The 24815-nt window shown below is 67.8% G+C and carries 16 protein-coding genes, 1 tRNA gene and 2 pseudogenes; 11 read left to right on the top strand and 8 right to left on the bottom strand.

Translation table 11 applies throughout. From position 1 onward, the window contains the following. Nucleotides 1-25 precede the first annotated feature (25 nt). On the top strand, nucleotides 26-1744 hold the full coding sequence (locus tag LOC57_RS16560; protein WP_229960793.1) for a TIGR01906 family membrane protein: 1719 nt from the start codon (nucleotides 26-28) through the stop codon (nucleotides 1742-1744). Nucleotides 1745-1825: 81 nt separating this feature from the next. Here LOC57_RS16560 and LOC57_RS15475 read toward each other — a convergent pair whose 3' ends face one another. Together LOC57_RS15475 and LOC57_RS15470 are read right to left on the bottom strand one after the other, a co-directional pair. After that, nucleotides 1826-3634 carry an AMP-dependent synthetase/ligase gene (locus tag LOC57_RS15475; protein WP_229960791.1) on the bottom strand — a complete coding sequence of 603 codons (1809 nt, stop codon included), beginning with the start codon at nucleotides 3632-3634 and terminating at the stop codon, nucleotides 1826-1828. Nucleotides 3635-3676: 42 nt separating this feature from the next. Beyond that, nucleotides 3677-5326 (bottom strand): dolichyl-phosphate-mannose--protein mannosyltransferase, encoded by a 1650-nt coding sequence (locus tag LOC57_RS15470; protein ID WP_442860735.1) that lies wholly within the window; start codon nucleotides 5324-5326, stop codon nucleotides 3677-3679. A gap of 43 nt (nucleotides 5327-5369) precedes the next feature. Here LOC57_RS15470 and rsmI point away from each other — a divergent pair, with 43 nt between their 5' ends. Next, entirely contained in the window at nucleotides 5370-6260 is an 891-nt protein-coding gene (rsmI, locus tag LOC57_RS15465; protein WP_283997677.1) for a 16S rRNA (cytidine(1402)-2'-O)-methyltransferase, read from the top strand. A gap of 146 nt (nucleotides 6261-6406) precedes the next feature. After that, nucleotides 6407-7888, top strand: coding sequence for an NAD-dependent succinate-semialdehyde dehydrogenase (locus tag LOC57_RS15460; protein ID WP_227914115.1), 1482 nt, complete (start codon nucleotides 6407-6409; stop codon nucleotides 7886-7888). A 66-nt stretch (nucleotides 7889-7954) separates the two neighbouring features. On the opposite strand, the gene LOC57_RS15455 is transcribed toward LOC57_RS15460, so the two are convergent. The 3 genes from LOC57_RS15455 to LOC57_RS15445 are packed head-to-tail and all read right to left on the bottom strand — an operon-like array spanning nucleotide 7955 to nucleotide 12823. Further along, complete coding sequence (locus LOC57_RS15455; RefSeq protein ID WP_229960787.1) at nucleotides 7955-10312, bottom strand: transglutaminase TgpA family protein; 2358 nt, start codon at nucleotides 10310-10312, stop codon at nucleotides 7955-7957. Continuing rightward, a complete protein-coding gene (locus LOC57_RS15450) occupies nucleotides 10309-11706 on the bottom strand; it encodes a DUF58 domain-containing protein (protein ID WP_229960785.1) in 1398 nt (465 codons plus the stop codon). The genes LOC57_RS15455 and LOC57_RS15450 overlap by 4 nt, the downstream gene beginning before the upstream one ends. 43 nt (nucleotides 11707-11749) lie before the next feature. Then, entirely contained in the window at nucleotides 11750-12823 is a 1074-nt protein-coding gene (locus LOC57_RS15445) for an AAA family ATPase (RefSeq protein WP_227914118.1), read from the bottom strand. Between the two features lie 231 nt (nucleotides 12824-13054). Here LOC57_RS15445 and LOC57_RS15440 point away from each other — a divergent pair, with 231 nt between their 5' ends. Both LOC57_RS15440 and LOC57_RS15435 read left to right on the top strand, forming a co-directional pair. Continuing rightward, nucleotides 13055-13987, top strand: coding sequence for a TatD family hydrolase (locus LOC57_RS15440; RefSeq protein WP_229960783.1), 933 nt, complete (start codon nucleotides 13055-13057; stop codon nucleotides 13985-13987). 295 nt (nucleotides 13988-14282) lie between these two features. Continuing rightward, nucleotides 14283-15437 carry a ubiquitin-like domain-containing protein gene (locus LOC57_RS15435; protein ID WP_331460683.1) on the top strand — a complete coding sequence of 385 codons (1155 nt, stop codon included), beginning with the start codon at nucleotides 14283-14285 and terminating at the stop codon, nucleotides 15435-15437. Nucleotides 15438-15448: 11 nt separating this feature from the next. On the opposite strand, the gene LOC57_RS15425 is transcribed toward LOC57_RS15435, so the two are convergent. After that, a complete protein-coding gene (locus LOC57_RS15425; RefSeq protein WP_229960781.1) occupies nucleotides 15449-16669 on the bottom strand; it encodes a helix-turn-helix transcriptional regulator in 1221 nt (406 codons plus the stop codon). 236 nt (nucleotides 16670-16905) lie between these two features. On the opposite strand from LOC57_RS15425, the gene rsmA reads away from it, so the two are divergent. Genes rsmA through LOC57_RS15410 form a run of 3 tightly spaced genes read left to right on the top strand, consistent with a single transcriptional unit; the run spans nucleotide 16906 to nucleotide 20662 of the window. Further along, nucleotides 16906-17790 carry a 16S rRNA (adenine(1518)-N(6)/adenine(1519)-N(6))-dimethyltransferase RsmA gene (rsmA, locus tag LOC57_RS15420; RefSeq protein WP_227914121.1) on the top strand — a complete coding sequence of 295 codons (885 nt, stop codon included), beginning with the start codon at nucleotides 16906-16908 and terminating at the stop codon, nucleotides 17788-17790. 19 nt (nucleotides 17791-17809) lie between these two features. Continuing rightward, nucleotides 17810-18778 (top strand): 4-(cytidine 5'-diphospho)-2-C-methyl-D-erythritol kinase, encoded by a 969-nt coding sequence (locus LOC57_RS15415; protein ID WP_229960779.1) that lies wholly within the window; start codon nucleotides 17810-17812, stop codon nucleotides 18776-18778. Nucleotides 18779-18784: 6 nt separating this feature from the next. Further along, entirely contained in the window at nucleotides 18785-20662 is a 1878-nt protein-coding gene (locus LOC57_RS15410; protein WP_227914123.1) for an ABC-F family ATP-binding cassette domain-containing protein, read from the top strand. A gap of 67 nt (nucleotides 20663-20729) precedes the next feature. On the opposite strand, the pseudogene LOC57_RS15405 reads toward LOC57_RS15410, so the two are convergent. Both LOC57_RS15405 and LOC57_RS15400 read right to left on the bottom strand, forming a co-directional pair. Beyond that, nucleotides 20730-21098 (bottom strand): annotated as a pseudogene (locus LOC57_RS15405) (NUDIX hydrolase); the annotation flags it as partial. A gap of 90 nt (nucleotides 21099-21188) precedes the next feature. After that, nucleotides 21189-21773, bottom strand: a pseudogene (locus LOC57_RS15400) (TetR/AcrR family transcriptional regulator); the annotation flags it as partial. A 142-nt stretch (nucleotides 21774-21915) separates the two neighbouring features. Between LOC57_RS15400 and LOC57_RS15395 the strand changes: the two are divergent. From LOC57_RS15395 to LOC57_RS15385, 3 genes are all read left to right on the top strand, one after another. Further along, a tRNA-Gln gene (locus LOC57_RS15395) sits at nucleotides 21916-21987 on the top strand. Nucleotides 21988-22071: 84 nt separating this feature from the next. Continuing rightward, nucleotides 22072-23580, top strand: coding sequence for a bifunctional UDP-N-acetylglucosamine diphosphorylase/glucosamine-1-phosphate N-acetyltransferase GlmU (glmU, locus tag LOC57_RS15390; protein WP_331460682.1), 1509 nt, complete (start codon nucleotides 22072-22074; stop codon nucleotides 23578-23580). Further along, the gene (locus LOC57_RS15385; RefSeq protein WP_227914125.1) at nucleotides 23577-24560 is read left to right on the top strand and encodes a ribose-phosphate diphosphokinase; all 984 of its coding nucleotides are present in this window, start codon (nucleotides 23577-23579) and stop codon (nucleotides 24558-24560) included. The genes glmU and LOC57_RS15385 overlap by 4 nt, the downstream gene beginning before the upstream one ends. Nucleotides 24561-24815 lie beyond the last annotated feature (255 nt).

Below are 24815 nucleotides of genomic sequence, written 5' to 3'. Positions count from 1 at the left end.
AGTTTCGGGTAGTGAAATCCGGGTAGTGAAAGAGGAAGCAGTGGCAAGCCAGGACGAAACCCCCACGGATCGGCCAACGACACCGGGAGAGCCTCAGAACGGTGCCGCCGAATCCGCGCCTGCCGGGCCGGATAACCGCATCGGCTCCCGGTCCGGATCCCATTCGGCCCGGGCGGCCCGGGCGGCCGGCGCGGCCGGACCTGCCTCCCTGCCGGGCCCGGACGAACACGCGGACTGGGATGCCGAATTCAACAGCCTTGCCGGATCTGCGGAATCCACCGGAAGCGCCGGGGATGCCGGGAATGGCAGGGCTGCCGGGAAACGGGAAGACGCTTCGTCTCCGGCCGGACCCGACACAGAGCCGGCCGAGACGGGCCAACCGGACGCAGAGCATACTGAGGCCGGCATGCCGGACACCGAGCATGCTGAGGCCGGCACGCCGGACGCGGTATCGGCAGACACGGACTCGCCCGCAGCCGTCGTTCCCACCACCGCGCTTCCCGCCACCGCGCAGCGCCCCGTCACCGAGCAGCGCCCCGACCCGGAGGCGTCGCCGTCGCCGCACGGGACGGAAACCGTCCCGGGCGGCCATCCGAGCTTGGCGCAGCGCAGTGAGCTCCCCATGCGCCGGGCCAGCACTCTTCCGGACCTGAGCGGCGTTGCCCGGGCCGGGGACCGGAAGGAAGGCACCGCAGACGCTGGCGAGCCGGCCGAAAGCGGTTCGCCCGTGTCCGGAGCAGCAGTGCCGGCCGCAGCCGTGTCTGCCGATCACCATCAGACGGACCGCAGCAGTGCCGATACCAACGGCCACGCCGACGACGCCCTCCCGAACAACGAAGATCCGGAGAACACGGACCGGAACCTCGCTGATACAGAGAACAATCACCCCGACGACAGCGATCCGGAGGACACGGATCCGGAGGACACTGACCGGGACCCGGCCGATCAGGACGGTGCCGCGGTGTCGCCGGAGCAAGTCGAGCGGCGGGCCAAGGAACGCGAAAAGGCAGCTGCCGGCAAGCCGGTGCTTGCCCGTGTACTGCAGGTGATGATCGCCGTGTTCTTCCCGGTCATGGTGCTCGCTGCGGCCATCCGAGCCGTTGCCACACCCTTGTTCCTGTGGGCCGAATACCACCGTCCGGGCTTCCCCGAGGACGCCTACGGCTTCTCACGGGATGACCGCATGACATATGGCTCATATGCCGTGGACTATCTTTCAAACCTGAGCGGGGCGCGGTATCTGGGCGACCTGGTGGGGGGCGGCGGGGAACCGCTGTACCTCGCCAGCGAGGTCAGCCACATGGCGGACGTCAAAACCGTGCTGACGGCCGCGTTCACGGCCGGTGCAGTGATGCTGCTGCTCAGCCTGGCCGCAGCCCTGTACCTCCGCCGCCGCAGCCCCGGCGGTATCCGGCGCTCGCTGTTCGCCGGCGCCCTGGTGACCCTGGCGCTGATGGCCGTGCTGGTGGTCCTCGCCGTCTTGGGCTGGGAACAGTTCTTCACACAGGTGCACAGCATCTTCTTTGCGAACGGCAACTGGACCTTCCGCCTGGACGACACACTGATCCGGCTGTTCCCGGCCCAGTTCTGGATGGACGCAGGAATTGTGATCGCCGCCTTGGTGCTGCTGACATGCGCTGCAGTTCTCGCCTGCTGCTGGCCGACCAAAGCCCGCCGGGAACGCGTCCGCCAGGCACGCGAGGACGCCCGCCGCCGCTACGCAGAGTCGCTGAACGCGCTCTAGGCCCCGGCAGCTGACGCCGCACGGCACACAGAAAATCCCCCGGACCGCTGGACGGTACGGGGGATTTCCTATTGGCGGAGACTACTTCGCGTACAGCTTCTCAACCTCGTCGGAGTAGTCGGCAATCACGGCGTTGCGGCGCAGCTTCAAGGTGGCCGTCAGGTGCCCGGATTCCAAGGTGAAGTCCTTGGGCAGCACGGTGAACTTGCGGATCTGCTCAGCCCGGGAAACCGTCGCGTTGGCGGCGTCCACGGCCTCCTGCAGCATCTGCTGGACCCGGGGGTCGTCTCCGGCATTCCCGGTCGGCGCCCCGTTCTCCCGGCTCCAGGCCGCCAGGGCTTCGTCGTCGAGGGTAATCAGCGCCGAAACGAACGGCCTGCCCTCGCCCACCACAATGGCCTGGGAGACCAGCCGGTTCTCGCGGATCTTTTCCTCCAGCGGACCCGGAGCCACATTCTTCCCGCCGGCAGTGACCAGCAGGTCCTTCTTCCGGCCAGTGATGCGCAGGAACCCGTCGTCGTCCAGGACACCCACATCGCCGGTCTTGAACCACTCGCCCTCAAACGCGTCGGCGGTAGCCTCCGGGTTGCGGTGATAGCCCTTGAACACGACGGCGCCGCGGACCAGGACTTCGCCGTCGTCGGCAATCCGGATGGTGGTGCCCGGCATGGGCAGCCCCACCGAGCCCACCCGGGCGCGGGTGGCCTGGTTGACGCTGGCCGGGGCCGTGGTTTCGGTGAGGCCGTAGCCCTCCAGGACGGTCACGCCGCTGCCGCGGAAGAAATGGGCCAGCATGGGGCTCAGCGCGCTTGCGCCGGAAATGGCGAACTTGGCGTTGCCGCCCAGGACCGCACGGACCTTCGGGTAGAACAGCCGTTCAAACAGCTTGTGCTTGAGGGTGAGCGCGATGGAGGGGCCGCGGCCGCCGCGGGCAGCGGAATCCACCGCCTCCGAGTAGGCAATGGCAGTGGCCGAGGCAGCGGCAAAAGCCTTGCCCTTGCCGGCCGCTTCGGCTGAAGCCTGGGCGCCGGTGTAGATCTTTTCGAATATCCGCGGCACGGCCAGCAGGAACGTCGGGGAGAAGGTCTTGAGGTCGCTCATCAGATCAGACGCGCTGCGGGAGTGGCCAACCTTCACGCCCGCGTGCAGGCAGCCCACCTGAACCGCGCGGGCCAGGACGTGGGCCAGGGGCAGGAACATCAAAGTGGTCGGGTTGGGGACCTTGAGCATCTCCGGCAGCACTTCAATCACGTTGACGCCGAAGAGGGCGAAGTTGCCGTGCGTGATTTCGCAGCCCTTGGGCCGTCCGGTGGTCCCGGACGTGTAGACCATGGACGCGGTGTCCTCGAGGTTCGCGGTGCTGCGCGCCGTTTCCAGGGTGTCGTCGCTGACACCGTGTCCGGCTGCGGCCAGGGCGGTGAGCGAATCGGCGCCGTCGCCGTCGTTCATCATCCACACGGCGAACTCGCCTTCCAACCCTGAAAGGGCTGACTGCACGACGGCGGCCTTCCGCTCATCTTCGACGAAGACGTGGCGGGCGCCGGAGTCGGCCAGGATCCACTCCACCTGGGACGGGGAGGACGTTTCATAAATCGGAATGGTCACTGCACCGGCAAACCAGTTGGCCATGTCGGCAACGGTCCACTCGTAGGAAGTCCGTGACATAACGGCCACGCTGTCGCCGGGGCGGACTCCGGAACCAATGAGCCCCTTTGCCAGGCGGGTGACTGCCGCCAGGAACTGTGCGGCGGTGATGTCTTCCCACTCACTGCCGTTCTTGACCGCGTACAGCACGCGGGCGGGGTCCTTCGCATGCATCTGGAGCAACAGATCCGTGACATTGGATTCTGCGGGAAGACTAACCAGGAGGTCAGTGGCGGATTCGCGCACCTAGCCCTCTCTTTCTGTGCCGGAGCACATGGATAACGAGACTTAAATCCAGCTGGGCATCCACATGCGCAGCCGCCAGACAGAATACGGGACGGTTTCGGCCGTCCAAACCGGCATGAAGAACGCCGAGAGGAGGAGGACCGCGGCTGCGAAGCAGCCGACCACCAGCAGACCCGTGCGCCGCCGCCGCGTGCTGTCGGTGCGCCGGCCCAGGACCAGACCGAGGACATAGACCAGGGCCAGCACCAGGAACGGTTCAAAGGACACAGCGTAGAAGAAAAATGTGGTCCGTTCAGGATAGGCGAACCAAGGCAGGTATCCAGCAGCCACTCCGGAGAGCACCGCGCCGGCCCGCCAGTCGCGCCGGCCCGCCCAGTAGAACAGCACCACCAGCAGCGACAGGGCCGCCGCCCACCAGATGAGCGGATTCCCCACGGACGTAACTGCGGACGAGCAGCTGTCCACCGTGCAGCCGCCCTCGCCGTTGGCGGAGGATTGGTAATAGAAGGAGGTTGGCCGGCCCATAAACAGCCAGGTCCAGGCGGATGCCGAGTAGCTGTGTTCGGAGGACAACCCGTTATGGAAGGCGTACGCGCTGCGGTGGTACTCGGCCAGGGACCGCAGCGACTGCGGCAGCCAGCTGAGGCCGTCGCCCGGGTTCTCCGCCGCCCACTGCCGGTTGTAGGCGTCATCGGATTGGAACCATCCGGTCCAGGCGGCCAGGTAGGTGAGCAGAGCAGCTGGAATAACGGTCAGGAAGGCCGGGACGCCGTCGCGCAGCAGCGCGCCCTTCCACCGCGTAATCCCGGCCAGCCGCCGGGCGTTCACGTCCCAGAGCACGGTCATCAGCCCGAACACGGCAACAAAGGCCAGGGCTGACCATTTGGTGCCCACCGCCAGGCCCAGGCATACACCGGCAACAAGCCGCCAGGGCCGCCACAGCAGCCATGGCCCGTTCAGCCACGGCCCGCCCATCAGTTGACTGCCCGCGGCGCCCGGGGGCGCGGCGGCCCGGGACAAGGCGCGCGCCAGGCGCAGCCGCCCGTCCCGGCGGTCCAGCAGCAGGGCACCGAAGGCAGCCACTAGCCAGAAGGTCAGGAAAACATCCAGCAGCGAGGTTCGTGAATGGACCAGATGGTGGCCGTCCACGGCCAGCAACATTCCGGCGAGCCCGCCCAGGGTCGCCGAACTGAACAGCCGGGCCGCAATCAGCCCCAGGAGCAGGACCGTCAGGGTCCCGGTCAGGGCCGCGCCGAACCGCCAGCCGAATCCGTTGTCCGCACCGAACAGCGCCATGCCCAGGGCGATCATCCACTTTCCAACAGGCGGATGCACCACATATTCCGGCCCGTCCAGCGGTGCCTGCGGGGCGCCGGCGTTAAACGCGTCGTTGGCGTCCTCGGGCCACTCCCGTTCATAACCGAACTGCAGCAGTGAATAGGCGTCCTTGACGTAATACGTCTCATCGAACACCAGCGAACCGGGTTCCCCGAGGCGGACGAAGCGCAGTACGCCGCCCAGGAGGGCCATCAGCAGCGGCAGGACCCAGCCGGCTCGGCCCAGCGGCACGGCCAGGGTACCCAGCAAGCGTTCCCGCAGTGCCTCGTAGGTCACTGCCCGTTGCGGGGATTCAAGCCGGGACAGTGCGTCGCGGCGGGTTCTCGGGGCAGCGGTGAGACTCACGCGCCCCACTCTATAGCCTGTCGCGTAGGGTTAGAGGGTGGACTCAAGCAAGATATCCGGCAGTACGGCGGACACAGATACAGGCAACGCGGACAAAGGCGGGGCAGGGTCCGGGCAAATTGTCCTGGCCGCAACTCCCATCGGGAACATGGGAGACGCAACCAACCGGTTGATCGGCCTGCTGGAAAGCGCCGACATCATCGCCGCGGAGGACACCCGGCGCCTGCACCGGCTGGTGAGCGCACTGGGCATCACGACGCGCGGGCGGATTATCAGTTACCACGAACACAACGAGGCGACCCGCACCGCAGACCTGCTGGAAATGGTCCGCAGCGGCAGCACGCTGCTGATGGTCACCGACGCCGGAATGCCGGCCGTGTCCGACCCCGGGTTCCGGCTCGTGGAGGCTGCGGCGGCGGAAGGGCTGACGGTGACGGCTGCTCCGGGCCCGTCAGCGGTACTGACGGCGCTTGCCCTATCGGGACTGCCCACGGACCGCTTCTGCTTTGAGGGCTTCCTGCCGCGTAAGCCGGGGGAGCGCAGCACGCGGCTGGCCCAGCTCGCCGGCGAGCAGCGGACCATGGTCTTTTTCGAAGCACCGCACCGCCTGGAACCCATGCTGCGGGCACTTGATGCGGCCTTCGGCTCGGACCGCCGGGCCGCCATAGCCCGTGAACTGACCAAGCTCCATGAGCAGGTGCTGCGCGGACCCCTGCGTGAGCTGCTGGAATGGGCCGAGGCCGGAGACGTCCGCGGGGAAATCGCCGTCGTGGTGGAAGGCGCACCGGATGCCGCCCCCGAGCAGGCCGCGGACCACGTGGGCGCGGTGAACGGACTCGTAGAGCAGGGCATCCGGCTGAAGGACGCGGTTGCCGCCGTCGCCGAGGACGCCCGCATCAGCAAGCGGGAACTGTACTCTGCGGTGCTGGCAGCACGGAACTGACCAACCACGCGGCTGGGCAGATGCACAGCGGTTCGGCCGGTGGCCAGTGCGCCTCCGCATTTACACGGCCGGGCCGGGAAGCCTACGGTGAAGGGAACTGCGGGCGCAGCGTCCGCAGTATCCGATGAACTTTGGAGGCAATTCCCATGGGTATTCCCGCAGACCGTGAAGCCGAACTCCTGGCGCAGGTCCCCACCGGCCTGTTGATCAACGGGCAGTGGCGGGACGCGTCGACAGGCAGCACGTTCGACGTCGAAGACCCCGCCACCGGCAAGACCCTGCTGAGCATCGCCGACGCCTCAGCCGAAGACGGCGCACTGGCCATGGACGCCGCCGCCGCTGCGCAGGACGCTTGGGCACGAACCGCCCCGAGGGAACGCGGCGAGATCCTGCGCCGTGCCTTTGAGCTGGTCACCGAACGCACCGAAGACTTCGCCCTGCTGATGACTTTGGAAATGGGCAAGCCGCTGGCCGAGTCCCGCGGTGAGGTGGCCTACGGCGCCGAATTCCTCCGCTGGTTCTCCGAGGAAGCGGTCCGGGTCTCCGGACGGTACAGCATGTCACCGGACGGGAAGTCCCGCCTGCTGGTGAACAAGAAACCGGTGGGACCGTGCCTGCTGATCACGCCGTGGAACTTCCCGCTGGCCATGGCCACCCGCAAGATCGCCCCGGCCGTGGCTGCCGGCTGCACCATGGTGCTCAAGCCCGCCAAGCTTACTCCGCTGACTTCCGCCCTATTCGCCGCCGTCATGATGGAAGCGGGCCTGCCTGCAGGTGTGCTTAACGTTGTGCCGACCACCGCAGCAGGCGACGTGACGGGACCGATCCTCAAGGATTCGCGGCTGCGCAAGGTGTCCTTCACCGGCTCCACTCCTGTGGGGCAGGGCCTGATCCGTGATGCAGCGCAGAACGTCCTGCGCACGTCCATGGAGCTGGGCGGCAACGCTCCGTTCATCGTGTTCGAAGACGCAGACCTGGACAAGGCGGTGGACGGTGCCCTGGCCGCCAAGCTGCGGAACATGGGCGAGGCCTGCACTGCAGCCAACCGCTTTATTGTCCAGGACACCGTGGCCGAGGAGTTCGCAGAGAAGTTCGCCGCCCGGGTGGGTGCCATGGCCACCGGCCGCGGCACCGAAGATGCCACCAAGATCGGGCCGCTGATCGACGCCAAGTCCCGTGACAAGGTGCACGGCCTGGTGACGGACGCGGTGGACGGCGGTGCCGTGGTGCTGGTGGGAGGCGAGCCCGTGGACGGTCCGGGCTACTTCTACCAGCCGACGGTCCTGAAGGACGTTGCGCCGGACGCACGGATCCTTCAGGAGGAAATCTTCGGGCCGGTTGCGCCTATTGTGACCTTCTCCACCGAAGATGAGGCAGTAGCCCTGGCCAACAACACCGAGTACGGATTGGTGTCCTATGTCTTTACCAGTGACCTGAACCGCGGACTCCGGATCGGGGAAGAACTCGAATCGGGGATGCTTGGCCTTAACGCCGGCGTGGTATCCAACGCGGCAGCACCGTTTGGCGGGGTCAAGCAGTCGGGTCTGGGCCGCGAAGGCGGTGCCGAGGGCATCGAGGAATACCTCTACACGCAGTACATCGGCATAGCCGATCCCGCGCAGCGGTAACGCCGGCTCAGCACGGTCCAGGGGCTTCTCCGCCGTCGGCGGGGAGGCCCCTGGCCGTGTTGGAAGCTAACCGTGCCGGAAGCGGGTGGTTAGCGACGGCGGCAGGAACCTGGCGTGGAGCCGGGTAAACAGGCGGGCGTTGGCGTGCAACGCGGCCCGCACCGAGTCCACATCAGCCCAATCCGCCGCCGGCCGGGCCGATACGGTCCCGCCTCCCGGCCGGACCCCGGAGTCCGCACGTGCGTAGGCTTCCTCTTCATAGGCCCGGCAGATCCGGGTCAAGGCGGCGTCGGCAGGCGGGGCAAAGCCGGCCTCATCGGACAGCCGCCGTGCGTAGGCCCGCGGCGTATCCGAAGGGTGACCCGGATACCCGTAGTCCAGGCCCAAATCGGCTATTTCATCCCACGCCGGCCCGGAACGGGATCCGGAAGTTTTGCGCTTTGCTGTTCGGCGCCGGCGCAGTGCCCAGGGCGCCAGCGCGGCCGCGGCGGCCGCCAAAGCTGCCAGTACACCGCCGGTCCACGCCGTGCCCTGGGAAGCGTCCGGTTCCAGCACCGTTTCCGGTTCCAGCGGATCCTCACGCGGTACGGACGGAACCGCGGGCTGGGCTCCGGGAACGCGGGGATCTTCATCCTCGCGCACGGACGCTCCGGTGGCGGGCCGTGCCTGCTGGGCATAGTCCGGAACCGACCCGCGGGACGGGGTGGGCTCGAACCGGACCCAGCCAGCACCTTCGAAGTACAGTTCCGGCCAGGCATGGGCATCCGTGGAATCCACTTCAAATTCGGTCAGCGCTTCGCCGTTGGGTCCGGTCCCGTCCGGGGTCTCCCCGGTGGACTGGCCGGGAGCGTAGCCCAGGGCCATCCGGCTCGGAATTCCCTCATACCTGGCCATAACGGTCATGGCCGCCGCGAAGTGGATGCAGTACCCGGCCTTGCGGTCCAGGAACTCGGACAGGACATCCATCCCGTTCCCGTCGTAGCCGCCCTCCACGGGAGCATCCAGGGAGTAGGAGAACTGGGGGCCGCGCAGATAGCTCTGGATGGCCATTGCCTTGGTGTACGGCGAGGACGCATCTCCCACCGCGTCCCGGGCTGCCTCGCCGATCCGGGCGGGCAGGTCTTCCGGGAGGTCGGTGAACACCGGGTCTACCTCTGAGGTGTCCGCCGCCGGAACCGCGGCCAGCTGCTCCGGAGTGAGCTGCGCGGAAACGCTGAGGACCTGGTAGTCCTGCGCGCCGGAACTGTCCGAGCCGTCGTCGAGCACCGTCATGGTCTTCGGGTCCCAGCTCCAGGACCCGTCCGCCCCGGAGATGCCCAGCGGGTAATAGGGGGCCAGGAGCCAGGGGCTGGCATAGGTCTTGCTGCTGATCCGCGTCACCACGGGTGTACCCGGTGTTCCCTCCGGGGAGCTGTACCCGGTGGTTCCAGCGGCCATCGCGGCTATTCCCTGGCGCCGCTCATCGGTCCGCAGATCCGGTGACCAGCGGCGGCCGGAGAAGTCCTCCAAGGTGGTTGAGCGCAGGTATACCGGTTCCTGCGAGGACGTGGCGTACGTGATCCGTCCTGCGGACTGCGGCTGGCGCAGGTCGTTGCCGAGTGTAACTATCGGGTTCAGGCCGGTGGTGTTGGACCAGAAGTTGAATTTTGAGCCTTCCGGAAACGCGCCGCCCGTGAAGCCGGGCAGCACTGCCGGAAGCAGCAGTGACAGGAGAAGCGCCGATGCCGAGACCGCGGCGCTCCGGCCTGCCCAGGCGCGCGGCATCGGAACTCCGGGTGCCTGCTGTTCCCGGCGCGATCCGGCGGCGAGCAGCAGAAGGTATCCGGCGGCCGCCAACAGGAAGTACCAGGGCCCGATGCTCTCCGGTTTCAGCACTGCCGGGATCATCACCACGGCAAACAAGCCCAGGCCGGCGGTGGCCGGCATCCGCAGGGTGGCCGCCAGTGTATCCGCCAGGACTGCCACCAGCCCGACGCCGGCGCAGCATAGAAATACGATGCCCGCCAGGGGCTGTACGGGGGTGACCTCGGTGATGATTACCGTACGCGCTTCCAGCAGCAGGGCGTCCGCCCGGGCGAAAGCGGCCGGGCCCGGAAGGAATCCCAGCACTGCGGAGGAGGCGGCGAACAGCCAGGTCAGCGTCAAAACCAGTGCGGCAATACCGGCCAGCGGTACCAGGGGCAACGGCCATCCCAGCCGCCTGATGCCGGCAGTAGCGGCGAGCGGAAGGACTACAGCCAGGAACAGGGGAGGGAGCCAGGACCAGCCTTCGATGACCCCGTGGATGCTGAGCGAGGACAGCAGCACTGCCGCCGCCGTTGCCGCGCCCACGGGCAGGTTGGCGGACCCGCGGCGTACCGGGCGGCCTCCATGGGCGGACGGAGCCGGGCGGGCCTGCTGCGGGCGGGAGAGGAGCGTGGTCATTTGGAACCCCTTCCGGCACCGGTGGACGGGGCGGAACGAACGGGACGAGCAGCGCTCCGAGCCGCAGCCGGAGAAGGCTCCGGAGTGTTGCCGGCGTGCAGGAGCGACCAGGCGGCCGGGACCGGGGTACCCGGGCCCACGGCAACCGTGCTCCAGCCGGCCTCGTGCAGGATCCGTTGCGCCTGACGCTGTTCTGCCGGCCGGTCACTGACCATCAGCACCATGGGCTGCGCCGAATACCGGGCTGCAGGCGCGAGGGCTGCTGCCTCGGCGGCGCTGATCCTCCCGGCCACCACCAGCAGCGGGCCCGGAGAACGGCCAGCAGACAGGCCGTCGAGCAGCAGGTCCCCGAACGGGGCGGCCGGTGCGGGGCCGCCGGTAACCTGGGCCGGATCGGCAAGGCCCAGCGCGGCCAGGCCTTCGGCGAGGTCCTGCAGACCGTCGGCGCCGTGGAACAGGCGCTCGTCGGCGTCAACGGCCGACGGCGAGCGGGACAGCCCGGGCCGGAACAGCTCGTCGGTGAAGCGCACGGCGTATCCGGACTCGGCGAAAAATACGGCGCTGGAGATCACGGCAGAGACGGCCCACTCAAAGGCTTCGGAGGTCAGCAGCCCGCCGTCGTCCGCGCCAAAGGCACCAGGGGACCCGTAGGCGGGACGGCGCTGGTCAAGGAGGATGGAAGCAGTGGGTGCAGTGACGGGTTCTTCCTGACGGACCATCAGTTCGCCGTGCCGTGCCGTTGCCGCCCAATGCACGCGGCGCATAGGGTCTCCGTACCGGTATTCCCGGGTGGTCACGTCATCCTCGCTGGGGGTGCCGCGGCGCCTGCTGGGGGAAGACCCGTCCGTTCCCGCGGGCCCTACGATCGGCGCAGGGGGAAGGTCCCGGGGTGCGGGGGCAACAGCGAGCTGATTCGTTCCGCCCAGGGTGTGGACCGTCTTGGCCAGGCCGAAGGGGTCGAGGAATTCAGCGGTCACCGGGCCGATCGAGTACAAGCCCCGCCGGCCCGAGCGCAGACGGTACCGGTAACTTCCGGTTCCGGTTTCGGCCCCGCCCTCGGGGGGAAAGCGGAACACCGGACTGGCACCGAAACGCAGCGGTAGTCCCTCCCGTATCAGTGACACCGATGCCGGCCGGCCCCGAATGGACAGGGTCACGGTGGCTGCCGTACCGGTTTCCACCAGCGGCGGGGCAAAGGACCGGTCAACCTGGAAGCCCGGTTTGACCAGGCGGAGCGTGGCAGCAGCGAGGAGAGGCAGGCAGATCAGGAGAACAGCGAGGGCCAGCAAGTCCTCGCGCCCCAGGGCAGCAGCCCCCAACAGCGCCACGGCTCCGGCCGCGAGCAGGCCCCAGCCGCGCGGCGTGAAAAACCCCGTAAGGGAGGAGGGTGCCATGGCGGCCTTTCGCTCGGGGTCCGGCGGGTGCCGGTACGGAAGATCAGCGGCGGGAACGCTCCGCGCCGGCGGCCGTGCGGGGCACCGGGACCGAGGCAACTACCGAAGCTATGACGCTGGAAGCACTCTCCCCGGCGCCGGAGGCCTTGCGGTTGAGCAGGAGCCGGTGGGCCAGGACGGGATCGGCCAGCGAGGCGACGTCGTCCGGGAGCACAAAATCCCTGCCCTCCAATGCGGCGAAGGCCTTGGCTGCGCGCAGGAGCTGGAGCAGCGACCGCGGGCTGGCACCCAGCCGGAGGTCCGGATGTCCGCGGGTGGCCCGGCCCAGCGCCACCGTGTAGTCCTTGACCGCCGTTGAAACATAGATGTCCTGCACCCGGGCGATCATGGCAGAGGCTTCCCGCATGCCGACCACGGGGGTAATGCTCTCCAGCGGTGAGCCGGACTGGTGGTTCTCCAGCATGTCCGCTTCGGACCGGGCATCCGGATAACCCAGTGAAATCCGTGCCATGAACCGGTCCCGCTGCGCTTCGGGCAGGGGATAGGTCCCCTCCATCTCAATGGGGTTCTGGGTGGCCACCACCATAAAGGGAGCCGAGAGCCGGTGCGTGCCGCCGTCCACGCTGACCTGACGCTCCTCCATGCATTCGAGGAGGGCGGACTGGGTTTTGGCGGAAGCCCGGTTGATCTCATCCGCAATCACGACATTGGCGAACACCGGTCCCTGCCGGAACTCGAACCGGTGGCTGTCCTGGTTGTAGATAGACACCCCGGTAACGTCCGAGGGCAGCAGGTCCGGTGTGAACTGGATACGGCTGACGGTGCAGTCGATGGTGCGGGCGAGCGTCTTGGCGAGCATTGTCTTCCCGACGCCGGGAACGTCTTCCAGCAACACATGCCCTTGGGCCAGCATGACGGTCAGGACAAGCCGGGCCGCTTCCTCCTTGCCGTCGATCACCGTTCCGATGGCAGCCAGGATCCCGTCCGCCGCTGAGCGGAAGGAATCGGGGGTGTAGGGCTCGGAATGAAGGGCAGTAGCCGTTCCCTGCCCGGATGCCGGCGGGCCGGAGGGGAAGGCGTTAAGGGACGCAGCGGCAGACGGGATTGGAGCGTCCATGGACACCTTCCATAGTCGGCGGTTGCAGCTGCAGCCCGATTGGTCCGCCCGGCGGCGAACCGCCGGGAGTCCGATCAGCAACCCCGTCGGGTGGCACCCTGGCGCTGCAGCGGCGGAACTGCGAAAGCTCCCTCAGCTGGAACCTGCGCCAATGACAGACCCATGACAGACCAGTGACCCGACCAGCGGCACTTGTCTGTACAGCGTACTAGCTCACTTAGGCTTAAGAACATGAGTAATCGAAGCGGATATCTTCCCGGCACCACACCGGAGGCCTACCTGCCCGGCGGTGCCGGGGCAGGGGCGCCGGGACGCAGCGGCAAGGGCTATCCGCCGGCACCCGAGCCCCTGCCCGTGCCGGTGATGGACAACCATACGCATTTCGACTTTGCAGGCGGGCCGGACGCCGGCCTTGCCGCTGCGCTTGCCGCGGCCCTGGACGCGGCGGAGGGGGCAGGGGTCAAAGGCGCCATCCAGGTGGGCACGGACCTGGCCTCCTCCCGTTTTACCGCAGCCGCCGTCGACGTCGATCCGCGGCTGCTGGGCGCGGTGGCAATCCACCCGAACGATGCCCCGCTGCTGGCTGCCGAAGGTGCACTGGAACCGGCGCTCGAGGAGATTGAATTGCTCGCCGCGCACCCCCGCATCCGGGCCATAGGCGAAACCGGGCTGGACTACTTTCGCACGGGGGAGGAGGGCCTGGAACGCCAGCAGTACTCCTTCCGCCAGCACATCGACATCGCCAAGCGCCTCGGACTGGCCCTGCAGATCCACGACCGCGATGCCCACGCCGACGTGCTGCGGGTGCTGGCCGAAGAAGGAGCTCCGGAAACGGTGGTGTTCCATTGCTTCTCCGGAGACGCGGAGCTGGCACGGACCTGCAGTGAGAACGGCTGGTATATGTCCTTTTCCGGCACACTGACCTTCCGCAATTCCGCCAACCTGCATGAAGCGCTCGCCGTCGCGGACCGGGACCTGCTGCTCGTGGAGACGGATGCCCCCTACCTCACCCCGCACCCGCACCGGGGCCGGCCCAACGCCAGCTATATGGTGCCGTACACCGTGCGGTTTATGGCCGAACGGCTGGATGCTGATCTGGCCGAACTTGGGGCGCGGCTGGCCGCCAACACCGAGCGTGCCTACGGTTCGTGGGACGTCCGTTAGCTGCCGGGGGAGGTCCGCGGGGACTCCAGGCGCGGCAATGCGCCGGAACCTTCGGTTGCCCTCAGATCACGGTTCGGTTACGGTAGGGAGCTATTAGCCGGGGTCGGGGAAGGCATCCGGACTAGATCTGTATAAATTCGCAAGGCCGTGCTAGTGCTGCTTCCGCAGCTCCAGTGGGCCCTGCCCGCCATGCCTGCGCCGCGCGCGCTCCTGCTCCGCCGTCAGCCGGTGGGCGGGAACGCACGCCCGGTGCTTCAAGTCCCCGTGCCCGGATGCTGTGACAGTTTGGGAATTCGTGGCAAATTCACTCGCAAAGCGTGGGGTAAAGATCGTTGGCCAAGCGGCCGTGATGGTGTGCCTGGTCCTGGGGCTGGTTGCCTTTGTGGGTGCCACCAAGACGGTGGTGCTCACCGTCGACGGCGACCGCCAGGAGGTACAGACCTTCGGCGGCACTGTGGCTGACGCGCTGGCCGCCGCCCACGTGGAGGTGAATCCCGCAGACCGGATCACTCCGGCACCTGCCAGTGCCCTTACAGAGGACACTGCCATTGAGATCACCCGCGCACGCGCAGTGGAGGTCACGGTGGACGGCAACGGAACCACTGTGCACACCACGGGGGAAACCGTCGCTGACCTTGTGTCAGAGCTGCGGGTCTCCACGAATTCGGCGGTTTCCGCTTCCTTGGACACTTCTCTGGAGGGCCTGGACGGGCGTATTTCCATCTCGACCCCCAAGACCGTCTTCTTGATCGTGGACGGCGCCACCCACCCGGTCAGCACAACTGCCGGGACGGTGCGCGATGTGCTGAAGGAAATAGGCGTCAGCCTGGGGACGGCCGACCGGGTGTCGGCGCCCCGCAGTGCAGCGCTTGTGGATGGCATGGGCCTGAAAGTGACCCGTGTCGCTGCCGGGAAACAGGAAACCGTAACCGAGCCGGTGCCCTTTACCAGCAGCGAGGTGCCGAACGCGGACATAGTCGAGGGCGAGAAAAGGGTCACCACGCCCGGCGTCGACGGCGAACGCACCAAGGTCTTTTCCGTAACGGTCGTGGACGGCCGGGAAGTCAGCCGGACGCTGGTCAGCGAAAACGTCACGCGTGAGCCGGTGGCGGAAGCGGTGGCAGTGGGTACCAAGAAGCGCGCTGCGGCGGAAACCGGCGCGCCTGCCGCAGGGGCGGCCGCCGGATCCGGGGAGGCACCGTCTTCGGGCACCTGGGCTGCCTTGGCACAGTGCGAATCCGGCGGCAACTGGCACATCAACACCGGCAACGGCTATTCCGGCGGCCTCCAGTTCAGCTCCGCCAGTTGGTTGGGCGCCGGCGGAGGCGCCTACGCTCCGACGGCCGGCGAGGCCACGCCTGAACAGCAGATTGCGGTGGCGGAGAAGCTCCGCGCCAGCGGCGGATGGGGTCACTGGCCGTCCTGCGCCGCAAAGCTGGGCCTGCTCTAGGTCCCGGGGGCTTAGCGTGTGGTGATTTCGTGGGCCAGGGCGGCCGCGTGTGCGGCACGGTCCCCGGCCCCCACCGCACGGAAAGACTGCTCGCTGTCGGCCAGGTAAAGGGACCCGGCGTCGGTCGCCCCGGTCCGGGCCAGTGCCAGGCCCAGATGGAGGGCAACTTCCCCTGCCGCCTGGGGCGGAAGCTCCTCCCGGTGCGCGTACACCTCGGCGAGGATGTCCACCGCCTGTATGTGTTCCCCGTTGAGATCCAGCCATAGCCCGCGGCTGTGGATCAGCTCCAACTGCTCCGCCGCCGGCAGCCCCACCACTGCCATCCCCACCTCGGCGTGCTCTATGCAGGCCAGCGTCTCGGCATCGTGAATGCCTGCCGCCAGCCGCATGGCGGCAGTGGAACTGTTGAAGCGTGCCCACAGCTCGACGTCGGATCCCGGCAGCAGCAGGACGGCGGCGTTCCGGTGGTAACGGAGTGCGGTGCCGTAATCCCCCCGGCGGAAGGCAACATTGCCCACGGCCCACAACGCCCGGCCCCTGGCCTCCCGTGGAAGTCCCGTTTCCAAAAGAGGCAGCACCAGCGTGCGGCAGTATTCCCATGCCTCGTCGATCTGCCCGAATTCGGCCAGTGCGGACGAAAGTGCTTCGCAGGCCTCAAGGAACAGCAAGGCTCCGGGCGCGGAGCCCTGTACCGACCGGAGGGCGGCACGGGCATGGGCCACCGCTTCGCCGAGTTCACCCATGCCCTGATACGCGCGGGCGAGGAGGATTTCCGCCTGGGCACGCAGGCCGGGATGCTCGGCAGCCAACGGATGGCGGAGCAGTCCGGACGCTTTCCCGGCTGCCTCCCGGACCCGGCACATTGCCTGCAGGCACCGGGCAGCCAAATGGGTCATTGCCCACCAGGACTGCTGGTCCCCGGCGGCTGCTGCGGCGTCGGCGGCCCGGCCGGCCAGCACACATGCCCCGCCGTAGTCGCGTTCATCCAGGGCCTGCCACGCCGAGAGTTCCAGGAACAAAGCTCCGTCTTCGCACGTACCGGAAGCGGCTCCGCCGCGGCCGCTTTCCAACCGCCGGCTCAACAGGGCGGGCGCGCCGGGTGCCGGTTCGCGGCGCCCGGTTTCAAGCAGGGAAATGTCCCGTGCCCTGAAAGCGCCGTTGCCGAGCTGTGCCTGCGTCAGATGCCGTTCCAACCGCGCCGTGCGCAGCTTTTCGCCGAATGATTTGCCCATCGTTGTTCCGCCAATCACCGGGTGCGACAGCCTGTAGGGCCCCGCCAGTGCGATCGATGCTAGCCCCCGGAGCCGGGCCGCGGCAGAGCATCCGTCGCTTCTCGCAGGCAAAGCGGCCAAGTGCCTTCCGGGGTGCCCCGGGTGCGGAAACCGGGCCGTCGTTCACCGGGAAGAGCCCCCTGCGGCACCCGGATGCCGGCTCCGGCGCGTACGCCCCGCTCGGCTAGTATTACTGGGTGAGTGAATCCGAACCCGCCCCCCGTTCATCGGTCCCTGCGCTGCTTGGCGCCACGGATATCCGGGCGCTGGCGGAGGAACTGGGTGTCCGCCCCACCAAAACGCTGGGCCAGAACTTTGTCATTGACGGGAACACCATCCGCCGGATCGTGGCTGCCGCGGATATCCGGCCCGGTGAAACGGTGCTGGAGGTCGGACCGGGACTGGGGTCGCTGACCTTGGGACTGCTCGACGCCGCCGGGACGGTGGTGGCCGTGGAGATTGATCCGGTCCTTGCCGGCAAGCTGCCCGATACCGTGGCACGGCGGAGGCCTGAATCCGCCTCGAACCTGCACGTGGTGCTGGGAGACGGCATGCGGATCACCGAGTTGCCGGCTGAACCCACGGCACTCGTGGCGAACCTGCCCTACAACGTTGCCGTGCCCGTTGTGCTGCACCTGCTCGAACACTTCCCCTCCCTCCAGCACGGGCTGGTGATGGTCCAGGACGAAGTGGCAGACCGGATGGCGGCCGCCCCCGGCTCCAAGACCTACGGTGTGCCCTCGGTCAAGGCCGCGTGGTACGCCACCATGCGCAAGGCCGGCGTCATCGGCATGAATGTCTTCTGGCCGGCGCCGAAGATCGCCTCGGGCCTGGTTGGGTTCACCCGGCACGAACCGCCGCAGACCCGCGCGAGCCGCGAAGAGGTCTTTGCCGTGATCGACGCAGCCTTCGCGCAGCGCCGCAAGACGCTGCGTGCCGCACTTGCCGGCTGGGCAGGCAGCCCGGCCGAAGCAGAGAAGGCGTTGCGCGCCGCGGGCGTGGATCCGAGTGCCCGGGGCGAAGTCCTGGACATCGCGGCGTTCGCGCGTATTGCCGAGGCCGCGAAACCGCTGGTTGCCTGAGGGAAGAGATGCAGAAAACATGAGCGCACCGGCTTCCGTCCGTGTCCGGACCCCCGGCAAGATCAACGTCTCCCTGAAGGTCGGCCCGCAGCGGGCGGACGGCTACCACGGCGTAGCCAGCTTGTACCTGGCCGTGTCCCTCTTCGAGGAAGTCACCGCTACGGAGCTGGCAGGCGATGAAATCCGGCTGACCGTCAGTGATCCCGACAACCGCGTGCCCGTGGCCGGCATTCCGCTGGACGGCAGCAACCTCGCCGCCCGGGCCGCCCGCGCAGTAGCAGCCCGGGCCGGCCGGGCCTCGGCCGGGGTACACCTGCACATTGCCAAGCGGGTCCCCGTGGCCGGCGGCATGGGCGGAGGGTCGGCCGATGCCGCTGCGGCCCTGGTGGCCTGCAACGAACTGTGGCAGGCCGGGCTGGGAACCGGTGAGCTTTCGGAGCTGGCCGCGGGCCTCGGCGCGGATGTGCCGTTCGCCTTGATGGGCGGTGCCGCTGCCGGCCTGGGCGTGGGGGACCGGCTGACCCCGGTGCCCGCACCGCAGCCGCTGCACTGGGTCCTGGTGCCGGCTGCCTACGGTCTTTCCACCCCGCAGGTCTTTGCGGCCTTGGACGCGCTCCGGGCCGATGCCAAGGTTGCCGAACCCGCGGAGGTGGACCCGCGGATCCTGGGCGCCCTGGCTGCCGGGAACACTGCCGGCCTGGCCGGCGTTCTAGTCAATGACCTGCAACCCGCCGCACTGGAACTGGCACCCGGGCTGGAATCCGTCCTTGCGGCCGGTGCCGGCAACGGCGCCCTGGCCGGCATGGTCTCCGGTTCCGGCCCCACCCTAGCCTTCCTCGCATCCTCAGAGGCCCATGCGGCCGCACTGGCCGAGGCGCTGCGCGGCGGGGGCCACGCAGCCATAGCCGTCTACGGACCGGCACCGGGCGCCGTTGTCCTGCCGGAACCGGACCCGGATTCCGCCGCAACACCCACGCACAGAAAGTAGTACCGATTGGCACACCTGCTTGGCGCTGAAAACCTCAGCATCTCCTTTGGCACGCGCACCATCCTCGACGGGGTATCGCTCGGCCTCGAGGAAGGCGACCGGATCGGGATGGTCGGCCGCAACGGCGACGGCAAGTCCACCCTGATGAGCCTGCTGGCCGAACGGCAGACCCCCGACGACGGCCGCGTCACCCGCCGCCGCGACGTCACCGTGGGCTACCTGGACCAGACCGACGTACTGGACGGGGACCTCACGGTAGGGCAGGCCATTGTCGGCGATGCCGCAGACTACGAATGGGCATCCAACGCGCGGATCCGCGACGTGATGAGCGGCCTCGTGCAGGAAGTGGACTGGAACGCGCAGGTCTCCTCGCTTTCCGGCGGGCAGAAGCGCCGGGTAGCGCTGGCGAAGCTGCTGACCGGCGACGACGACGTGATTATGCTCGACGAGCCCACCAACCACCTCGACGTCGAGGGCGTGGCCTGGCTGGCCAGGCACCTGAAGCAGCGCTGGCGTCCCACCGACGGCGGCCTGCTGGTCGTCACCCACGACCGCTGGTTCCTGGACGAAATCTGTACGCGCACCTGGGAGGTCCACGACGCCGTGGTGGATCCGTTCGACGGCGGCTACGCAGCGTACGTGCTGGCCCGCGCCGAGCGCGACCGGATGGCGTCCGTCGTGGAGAACAAGCGCCAGCAGCTGGTCAAGAAGGAACTGGCCTGGCTGCGGCGCGGCGCGCCCGCCCGCACGGCCAAACCGAAGTTCCGCATCGAGGCCGCAAACAACCTGATCGAGGACGTGCCCGAACCCCGCGACACGCTGTCCCTGAACAAGATGGCCACCGCCCGGCTGGGCAAGGATGTCCTGGACCTGGAAAACGTGTCCCTGACGCTGGGAAACACTGACCTGTTCCGGAACATCACACTGCGCCTGGCGCCGGGTGAGCGGCTGGGCCTGGTGGGTGTGAACGGCGCCGGGAAGACCACCCTGCTGCGCCTGCTCAACGGGGAGATCGAACCCACAGCCGGGCGGCTCAAGCGCGGAAAGACCGTGCAGACCGCCGTCCTGACCCAGGAAGTGAAGGAACTGGACGAGGTGGCGGACCAGCGGGTCATCGAGGTCATCGAAAACGAGAAGCGGGTCTTCAACGTGGGCGGCCGCGAACTGTCCGCCGGCCAGCTTGTAGAGCAGCTGGGCTTCAGTGCCCAACGGCAGTGGACACCTGTCCGGGAACTTTCCGGCGGTGAACGGCGGCGGCTGCAGCTGCTGCGCCTGCTGGTGGGTGAACCGAACGTCCTGATGCTGGATGAGCCCACCAATGACCTGGACACCGACACCTTGGCCGCTGTCGAGGACGTACTGGACGGCTGGCCCGGCACCCTCGTGGTGGTCTCCCACGACCGGTACCTCCTGGAACGGGTCACCGACCACCAGATGGCACTGCTGGGCGACGGGAAGCTGCGCGGCCTGCCCGGCGGCGTCGACCAGTACCTGGAACTGCGCAACGAAACACTGGCCGCGAACTCCTCGGCGTCCACGGCTGCCCGCGGGTCCTCGCAGGCGGCCCGTGCCGCTGCCGCCGGAGCATCCCGCCCCGGAGGATCAACGGGCGGAAGCGGAACGACGACGGCGCTGGCCGGCTCGGGTGCCAGCGAAGCCGAGAAGCGGGCGGCGAAGAAGGACCTGGCCCGGATCGAGCGCCAGCTCAGCAAGCTGACCGCGCAGGCGGAAAAGATCAACGCGCAGATGAATGAGGCCACGCAGCAGTCCGGCGGCGCGGACTTTGAGCTGATCGGCGGGCTCAATGCCAAGCTGCAGGCCGTTGCCGCCGAGCAGGAAGAACTGGAAATGCAGTGGCTGGAGGCCTCGGAGCTCCTCGAGTAGGGAACCCGGGCAACTCAGGCGCAAGCGGCTCAGCCCCAGCGGCTCTGGAGCACGCTCACGAGGGCGCTCAGCCCAGCATGCGGGGCAGGATGTGTTCGGCCAGCAGCGGAGACAGGTCAGTGCGCTGCGCCGCGGCGGCCGGGGCCAGCCAGAGGATTTCCTCGATCTCCGCCGCGGCGGCCGGTTCGACGCCGGCCGGGACGGTCCACGCGAACAGCCCGGCGTCAATGAAGGTGTTTTCCTCGTTGGCGGCCGGGCCGTACCAGCGGCCAAGGTCCGTCAGGTCTGCCGGGGCGGCCTGCACCCCGAGTTCCTCGCCCATTTCGCGGGCAGCGGCCTGCACGAAAGACTCCCCGGGCTCCAGCTTGCCGCCGGGCTGCATAAAGCGCGAGGTGCCGCGCTTGCGGACCAGGAGGATGCGGCCGTCGTCGTCGGAGACCAGTACGGCGGAAAGGCGGAGGACGGCGGGGGAGCTGTCTGCGCTGCCGGTGGAAGCGACGGACGGTGCCCCGCCCGCCATGCCCGTGAGCTGCGGTTCCTTCTGCAGGCCTGTCAGCCCGTTCCAGGCCAGATTGACCAGGTGTGCCGCCACCGTGGCTTTGTCGGGGGTGCGGGAATCCAGCCACCACTGGCCGGTCATGGCGACCATTCCCACCAGCATCTGCGCATACATGCCGCCCACTTCGGCGCTGAGGCCGCGGCTGCCGAACTCCTTGGACAAAATGTGCTCCACGTCCCGGGCAATACGGGAGAGCAGGGTGGAGAAGGTGCCGTCCGGCTGCGACGGCGGGGCGTCCCGGGTGAGGATCCGGAAGCCGTCGGTGTGGTTCTCGATGTAGTCCAGCAGTGCGTAGGCGGCCCGCTCCAGCAGGACACGGGGGCCCGCGGACGCATTCAAGGACTCGGTAACGGCAACGAGCAGGCGGTTGAACTCGGCCTCCACCACTTCGGTGTAGAGACCCTCCTTTGACCCAAAATGTTCATAAACCACCGGTTTGGACACACCGGCCGCGGCCGCGATCTCCTCGATGGTTGCGCCGTCGAGTCCGCGCAGCGCAAAGAGGCTGCGTGCCACTTCGATCAGCTGGGCACGGCGCTGGACACCGGTCATACGCAGGCGTGTAACGCCGGCGGAAGTCTTTACCACCGCTCCAGTCTACCCATCCGCCGGCGGCGTCCTGCGGCCAACTCGCGAACGCATCGGCTCCCGTGGCAGACTAAACTCTTGTGTGCGTGGCTAGCCAGGCACAAGATCCGCCCTGGTGTAATGGCAGCACCCCGGCCTTTGGAGCCGTGGAGTATAGGTTCGAATCCTATGGGCGGAACACTGTGCGGCGTGCCTCCGGGATGTTCCCGGGGTTGCCGCGCTGTTGATACATACCGGCCGTACCACCAAGGAGCGCCATCTCGTGACCACCAACGATGTCCGGACCAACGGGAATTCTGCGGAGGGTTTGGCTGCGGTTATTGTCCTTGCTGCCGGTTCCGGGACGCGGATGAAGTCCCGGACCCCGAAGATCCTCCACACCGTCGGCGGAATCTCGATGCTCGGCCACGCACTGTCAGCCGCCGAAGCGCTGCACCCGCGGTTCCTGGCCGTGGTTGTGCGCCACGAACGCGACCTGGTTTCGGCCCATGCCGCCGAGCATGTACCGGACGCCGTGATTGTGGACCAGGACGATGTTCCCGGCACCGGCCGTGCGGTCCAGGTGGCCGTCTCCGCGCTGGATGCGGTCAGTGAGCTGGACGGCACGGTGGTGGTCACCTACGGTGACGCACCCCTGCTGGAAGCGGACACCCTCCGCCGCCTCGTAGCCGTGCACGAGACGGACGGCAACGCCGTGACCGTGCTGACCGCCAAGCTGGCCGACCCCTCCGGCTACGGACGGGTGCTGCGCGCCGAAGACGGCACAGTCACCGGCATCGTGGAACACAAGGATGCCACCGACGCACAGCGTGCAGTGAATGAGATCAACTCCGGCATCTACGCTTTCGACGCCGCCGCGCTGCGCCGCGCGCTGGAATCGGTCACCACGCAGAACTCCCAGGGTGAGATGTACCTGACCGATGTGCTGGCCATTGCCCGGGACGCCGGCGGCCGGATCGCGGCCATGGCGACGGAGGACCAGTGGCAGGTCGAAGGCGCCAACGACCGGGTCCAGCTCGCCGCCCTCAATGCCGAACATAACCGGCGCGTCCTGGAGCGGTGGATGCGGGCCGGCGTCAGCATTGCCGACCCGGCCACCACGTGGATAGATTCCACCGTCACCCTGGCCGAAGACGTCACCATCCTGCCCGGCACGCAGCTGCACGGAACCACCAGCGTTGCCCGGGACGCCGTCGTCGGTCCGGACTCCACCCTGACGAACGTCCAGGTGGGGGAGGGTGCCTCGGTGGTCCGCACGCACGGCAGTGATGCCGTCCTCGGTGCCGGAGCCGCCGTCGGGCCCTTCGCTTATCTGCGTCCGGGAACCGTGCTGGGCGCCAAGGGCAAAATCGGGACGTTCGTGGAAACCAAGAACGCCAATATCGGTGCAGGTTCGAAGGTTCCGCACCTTTCCTATGTGGGTGATGCCACTATCGGCGAGCAGTCCAACATCGGCGCAGCGTCCGTTTTCGTCAACTACGACGGCGTAAACAAGCACCACACGACCATCGGTTCGCACGTCCGAATGGGCAGCGACAACATGTATGTGGCTCCCGTCACGGTGGGCGACGGGGCGTACAGTGGAGCCGGAACGGTGGTCCGCAAGGACGTCCCGGCAGGTGCCCTGGCCATCAACGTCGCCCCGCAGCGCAACTTGGACGGCTGGGTCGCGGAACACCGGGCCGGCACTGCCGCCGCCGACGCCGCCGCAGCGGCCCTTTCAGCTTCTTCCCCCACAGGTAACCCCACGCGAGAAAGCGACCACGAATGAGCAGCGAAATCACCTCCAAGGGTGAAAAGAAGCTCGTCCTTGCCACAGGACGTGCCCATCCAGAGCTGGCAGAGGAGATAGCACGCTGCCTGGATACGGAGCTGCTGCCGCTGGCCGCATACGACTTCGCGAACGGTGAGATCTACGTCCGTCCCAATGAAAGCGTCCGCGGCACCGATGCCTTCGTCATCCAGGCGCATCCGGCCCCGCTGAACAACTGGCTGATGGAACAGCTGATCATGATCGATGCGCTCAAGCGGGCTTCCGCCCAGCGCATCACCGTGGTTTCCCCGTTCTACCCGTACGCCCGGCAGGACAAGAAGGGCCGCGGCCGCGAGCCCATCTCCGCACGCCTGATTGCCGATCTGTACAAGACCGCCGGCGCGGACCGGATCATGAGCGTTGACCTGCACACCGCGCAGATCCAGGGCTTCTTCGACGGCCCGGTGGACCACCTGATGGCCATCCCGCTGCTGGCCGATTACATCCGCACCCGGGTGGATGCCTCCAACGTCACGGTCGTATCCCCGGATACCGGCCGCGTCCGCGTGGCAGAGCAGTGGGCCGAACGCCTTGGCGGCGCGCCGCTGGCCTTCGTGCATAAGAGCCGCGACCTCACGGTGCCCAACCAAGCTGTGTCCAAGCAGGTTGTGGGCCAGATTGAAGGCCGCACCTGCGTGCTGATCGATGACATGATCGACACCGGCGGAACCATCGCCGGCGCCGTGCGCGTCCTGAAGGAAGCCGGCGCCAAGGACGTCATCATCGCAGCCACGCACGCGGTGCTGTCCGATCCCGCTTCCCGGACCCTGGCCGAATCCGGTGCCCGCGAAGTGGTGGTCACCAACACGCTGCCCATTCCGGCAGCCAAGCGGTTCGAGCAGCTGACGGTACTCTCGATTGCCCCGATGATCGCCCGGGCCATCCGGGAAGTCTTCGAAGACGGCTCGGTCACCAGCCTGTTCGACGGCAAGGTCTAAGCGGATCCCTTTCCGCGCACAAGGGCGCCCGCCCGGACTTCGGTTCGGGCGGGCGTCCTTGTGCTGGTAGCATTAACCCCGATGCCTAGGCGAGGGAGCGGCCCGGAATGATCCGGGCGGACTCCGTTATCGACGGTGGCTGGCAACTTCTGGCCGTACACGGGACCGATCCGGTCCGTACGGTGCACTGTTCCGAAACCGGCGCCTACGCCCATGGAAAGCCGACACGGCACCCACGGAACACCACTTACAGGA

Source organism: Arthrobacter sp. zg-Y750, from assembly GCF_020907365.1.
Lineage (GTDB): Bacteria > Actinomycetota > Actinomycetes > Actinomycetales > Micrococcaceae > Arthrobacter_B.
This window is presented reverse-complemented; position numbering and strand designations above follow the sequence as displayed.

Bases quoted from the DNA above. Each gene is read 5' to 3' on its own strand.
- LOC57_RS15440 (WP_229960783.1), top strand. From the start codon at position 13,055: ATGAGTAATCGAAGCGGATATCTTCCCGGCACCACACCGGAGGCCTAC.
- LOC57_RS15460 (WP_227914115.1), top strand. From the start codon at position 6,407: ATGGGTATTCCCGCAGACCGTGAAGCCGAACTCCTGGCGCAGGTCCCC.
- LOC57_RS15455 (WP_229960787.1), bottom strand. From the start codon at position 10,312: ATGACCACGCTCCTCTCCCGCCCGCAGCAGGCCCGCCCGGCTCCGTCC.
- LOC57_RS15425 (WP_229960781.1), bottom strand. From the start codon at position 16,669: ATGGGCAAATCATTCGGCGAAAAGCTGCGCACGGCGCGGTTGGAACGG.
- LOC57_RS15445 (WP_227914118.1), bottom strand. From the start codon at position 12,823: ATGGACGCTCCAATCCCGTCTGCCGCTGCGTCCCTTAACGCCTTCCCC.
- LOC57_RS15450 (WP_229960785.1), bottom strand. From the start codon at position 11,706: ATGGCACCCTCCTCCCTTACGGGGTTTTTCACGCCGCGCGGCTGGGGC.
- LOC57_RS15385 (WP_227914125.1), top strand. From the start codon at position 23,577: ATGAGCAGCGAAATCACCTCCAAGGGTGAAAAGAAGCTCGTCCTTGCC.
- LOC57_RS15415 (WP_229960779.1), top strand. From the start codon at position 17,810: ATGAGCGCACCGGCTTCCGTCCGTGTCCGGACCCCCGGCAAGATCAAC.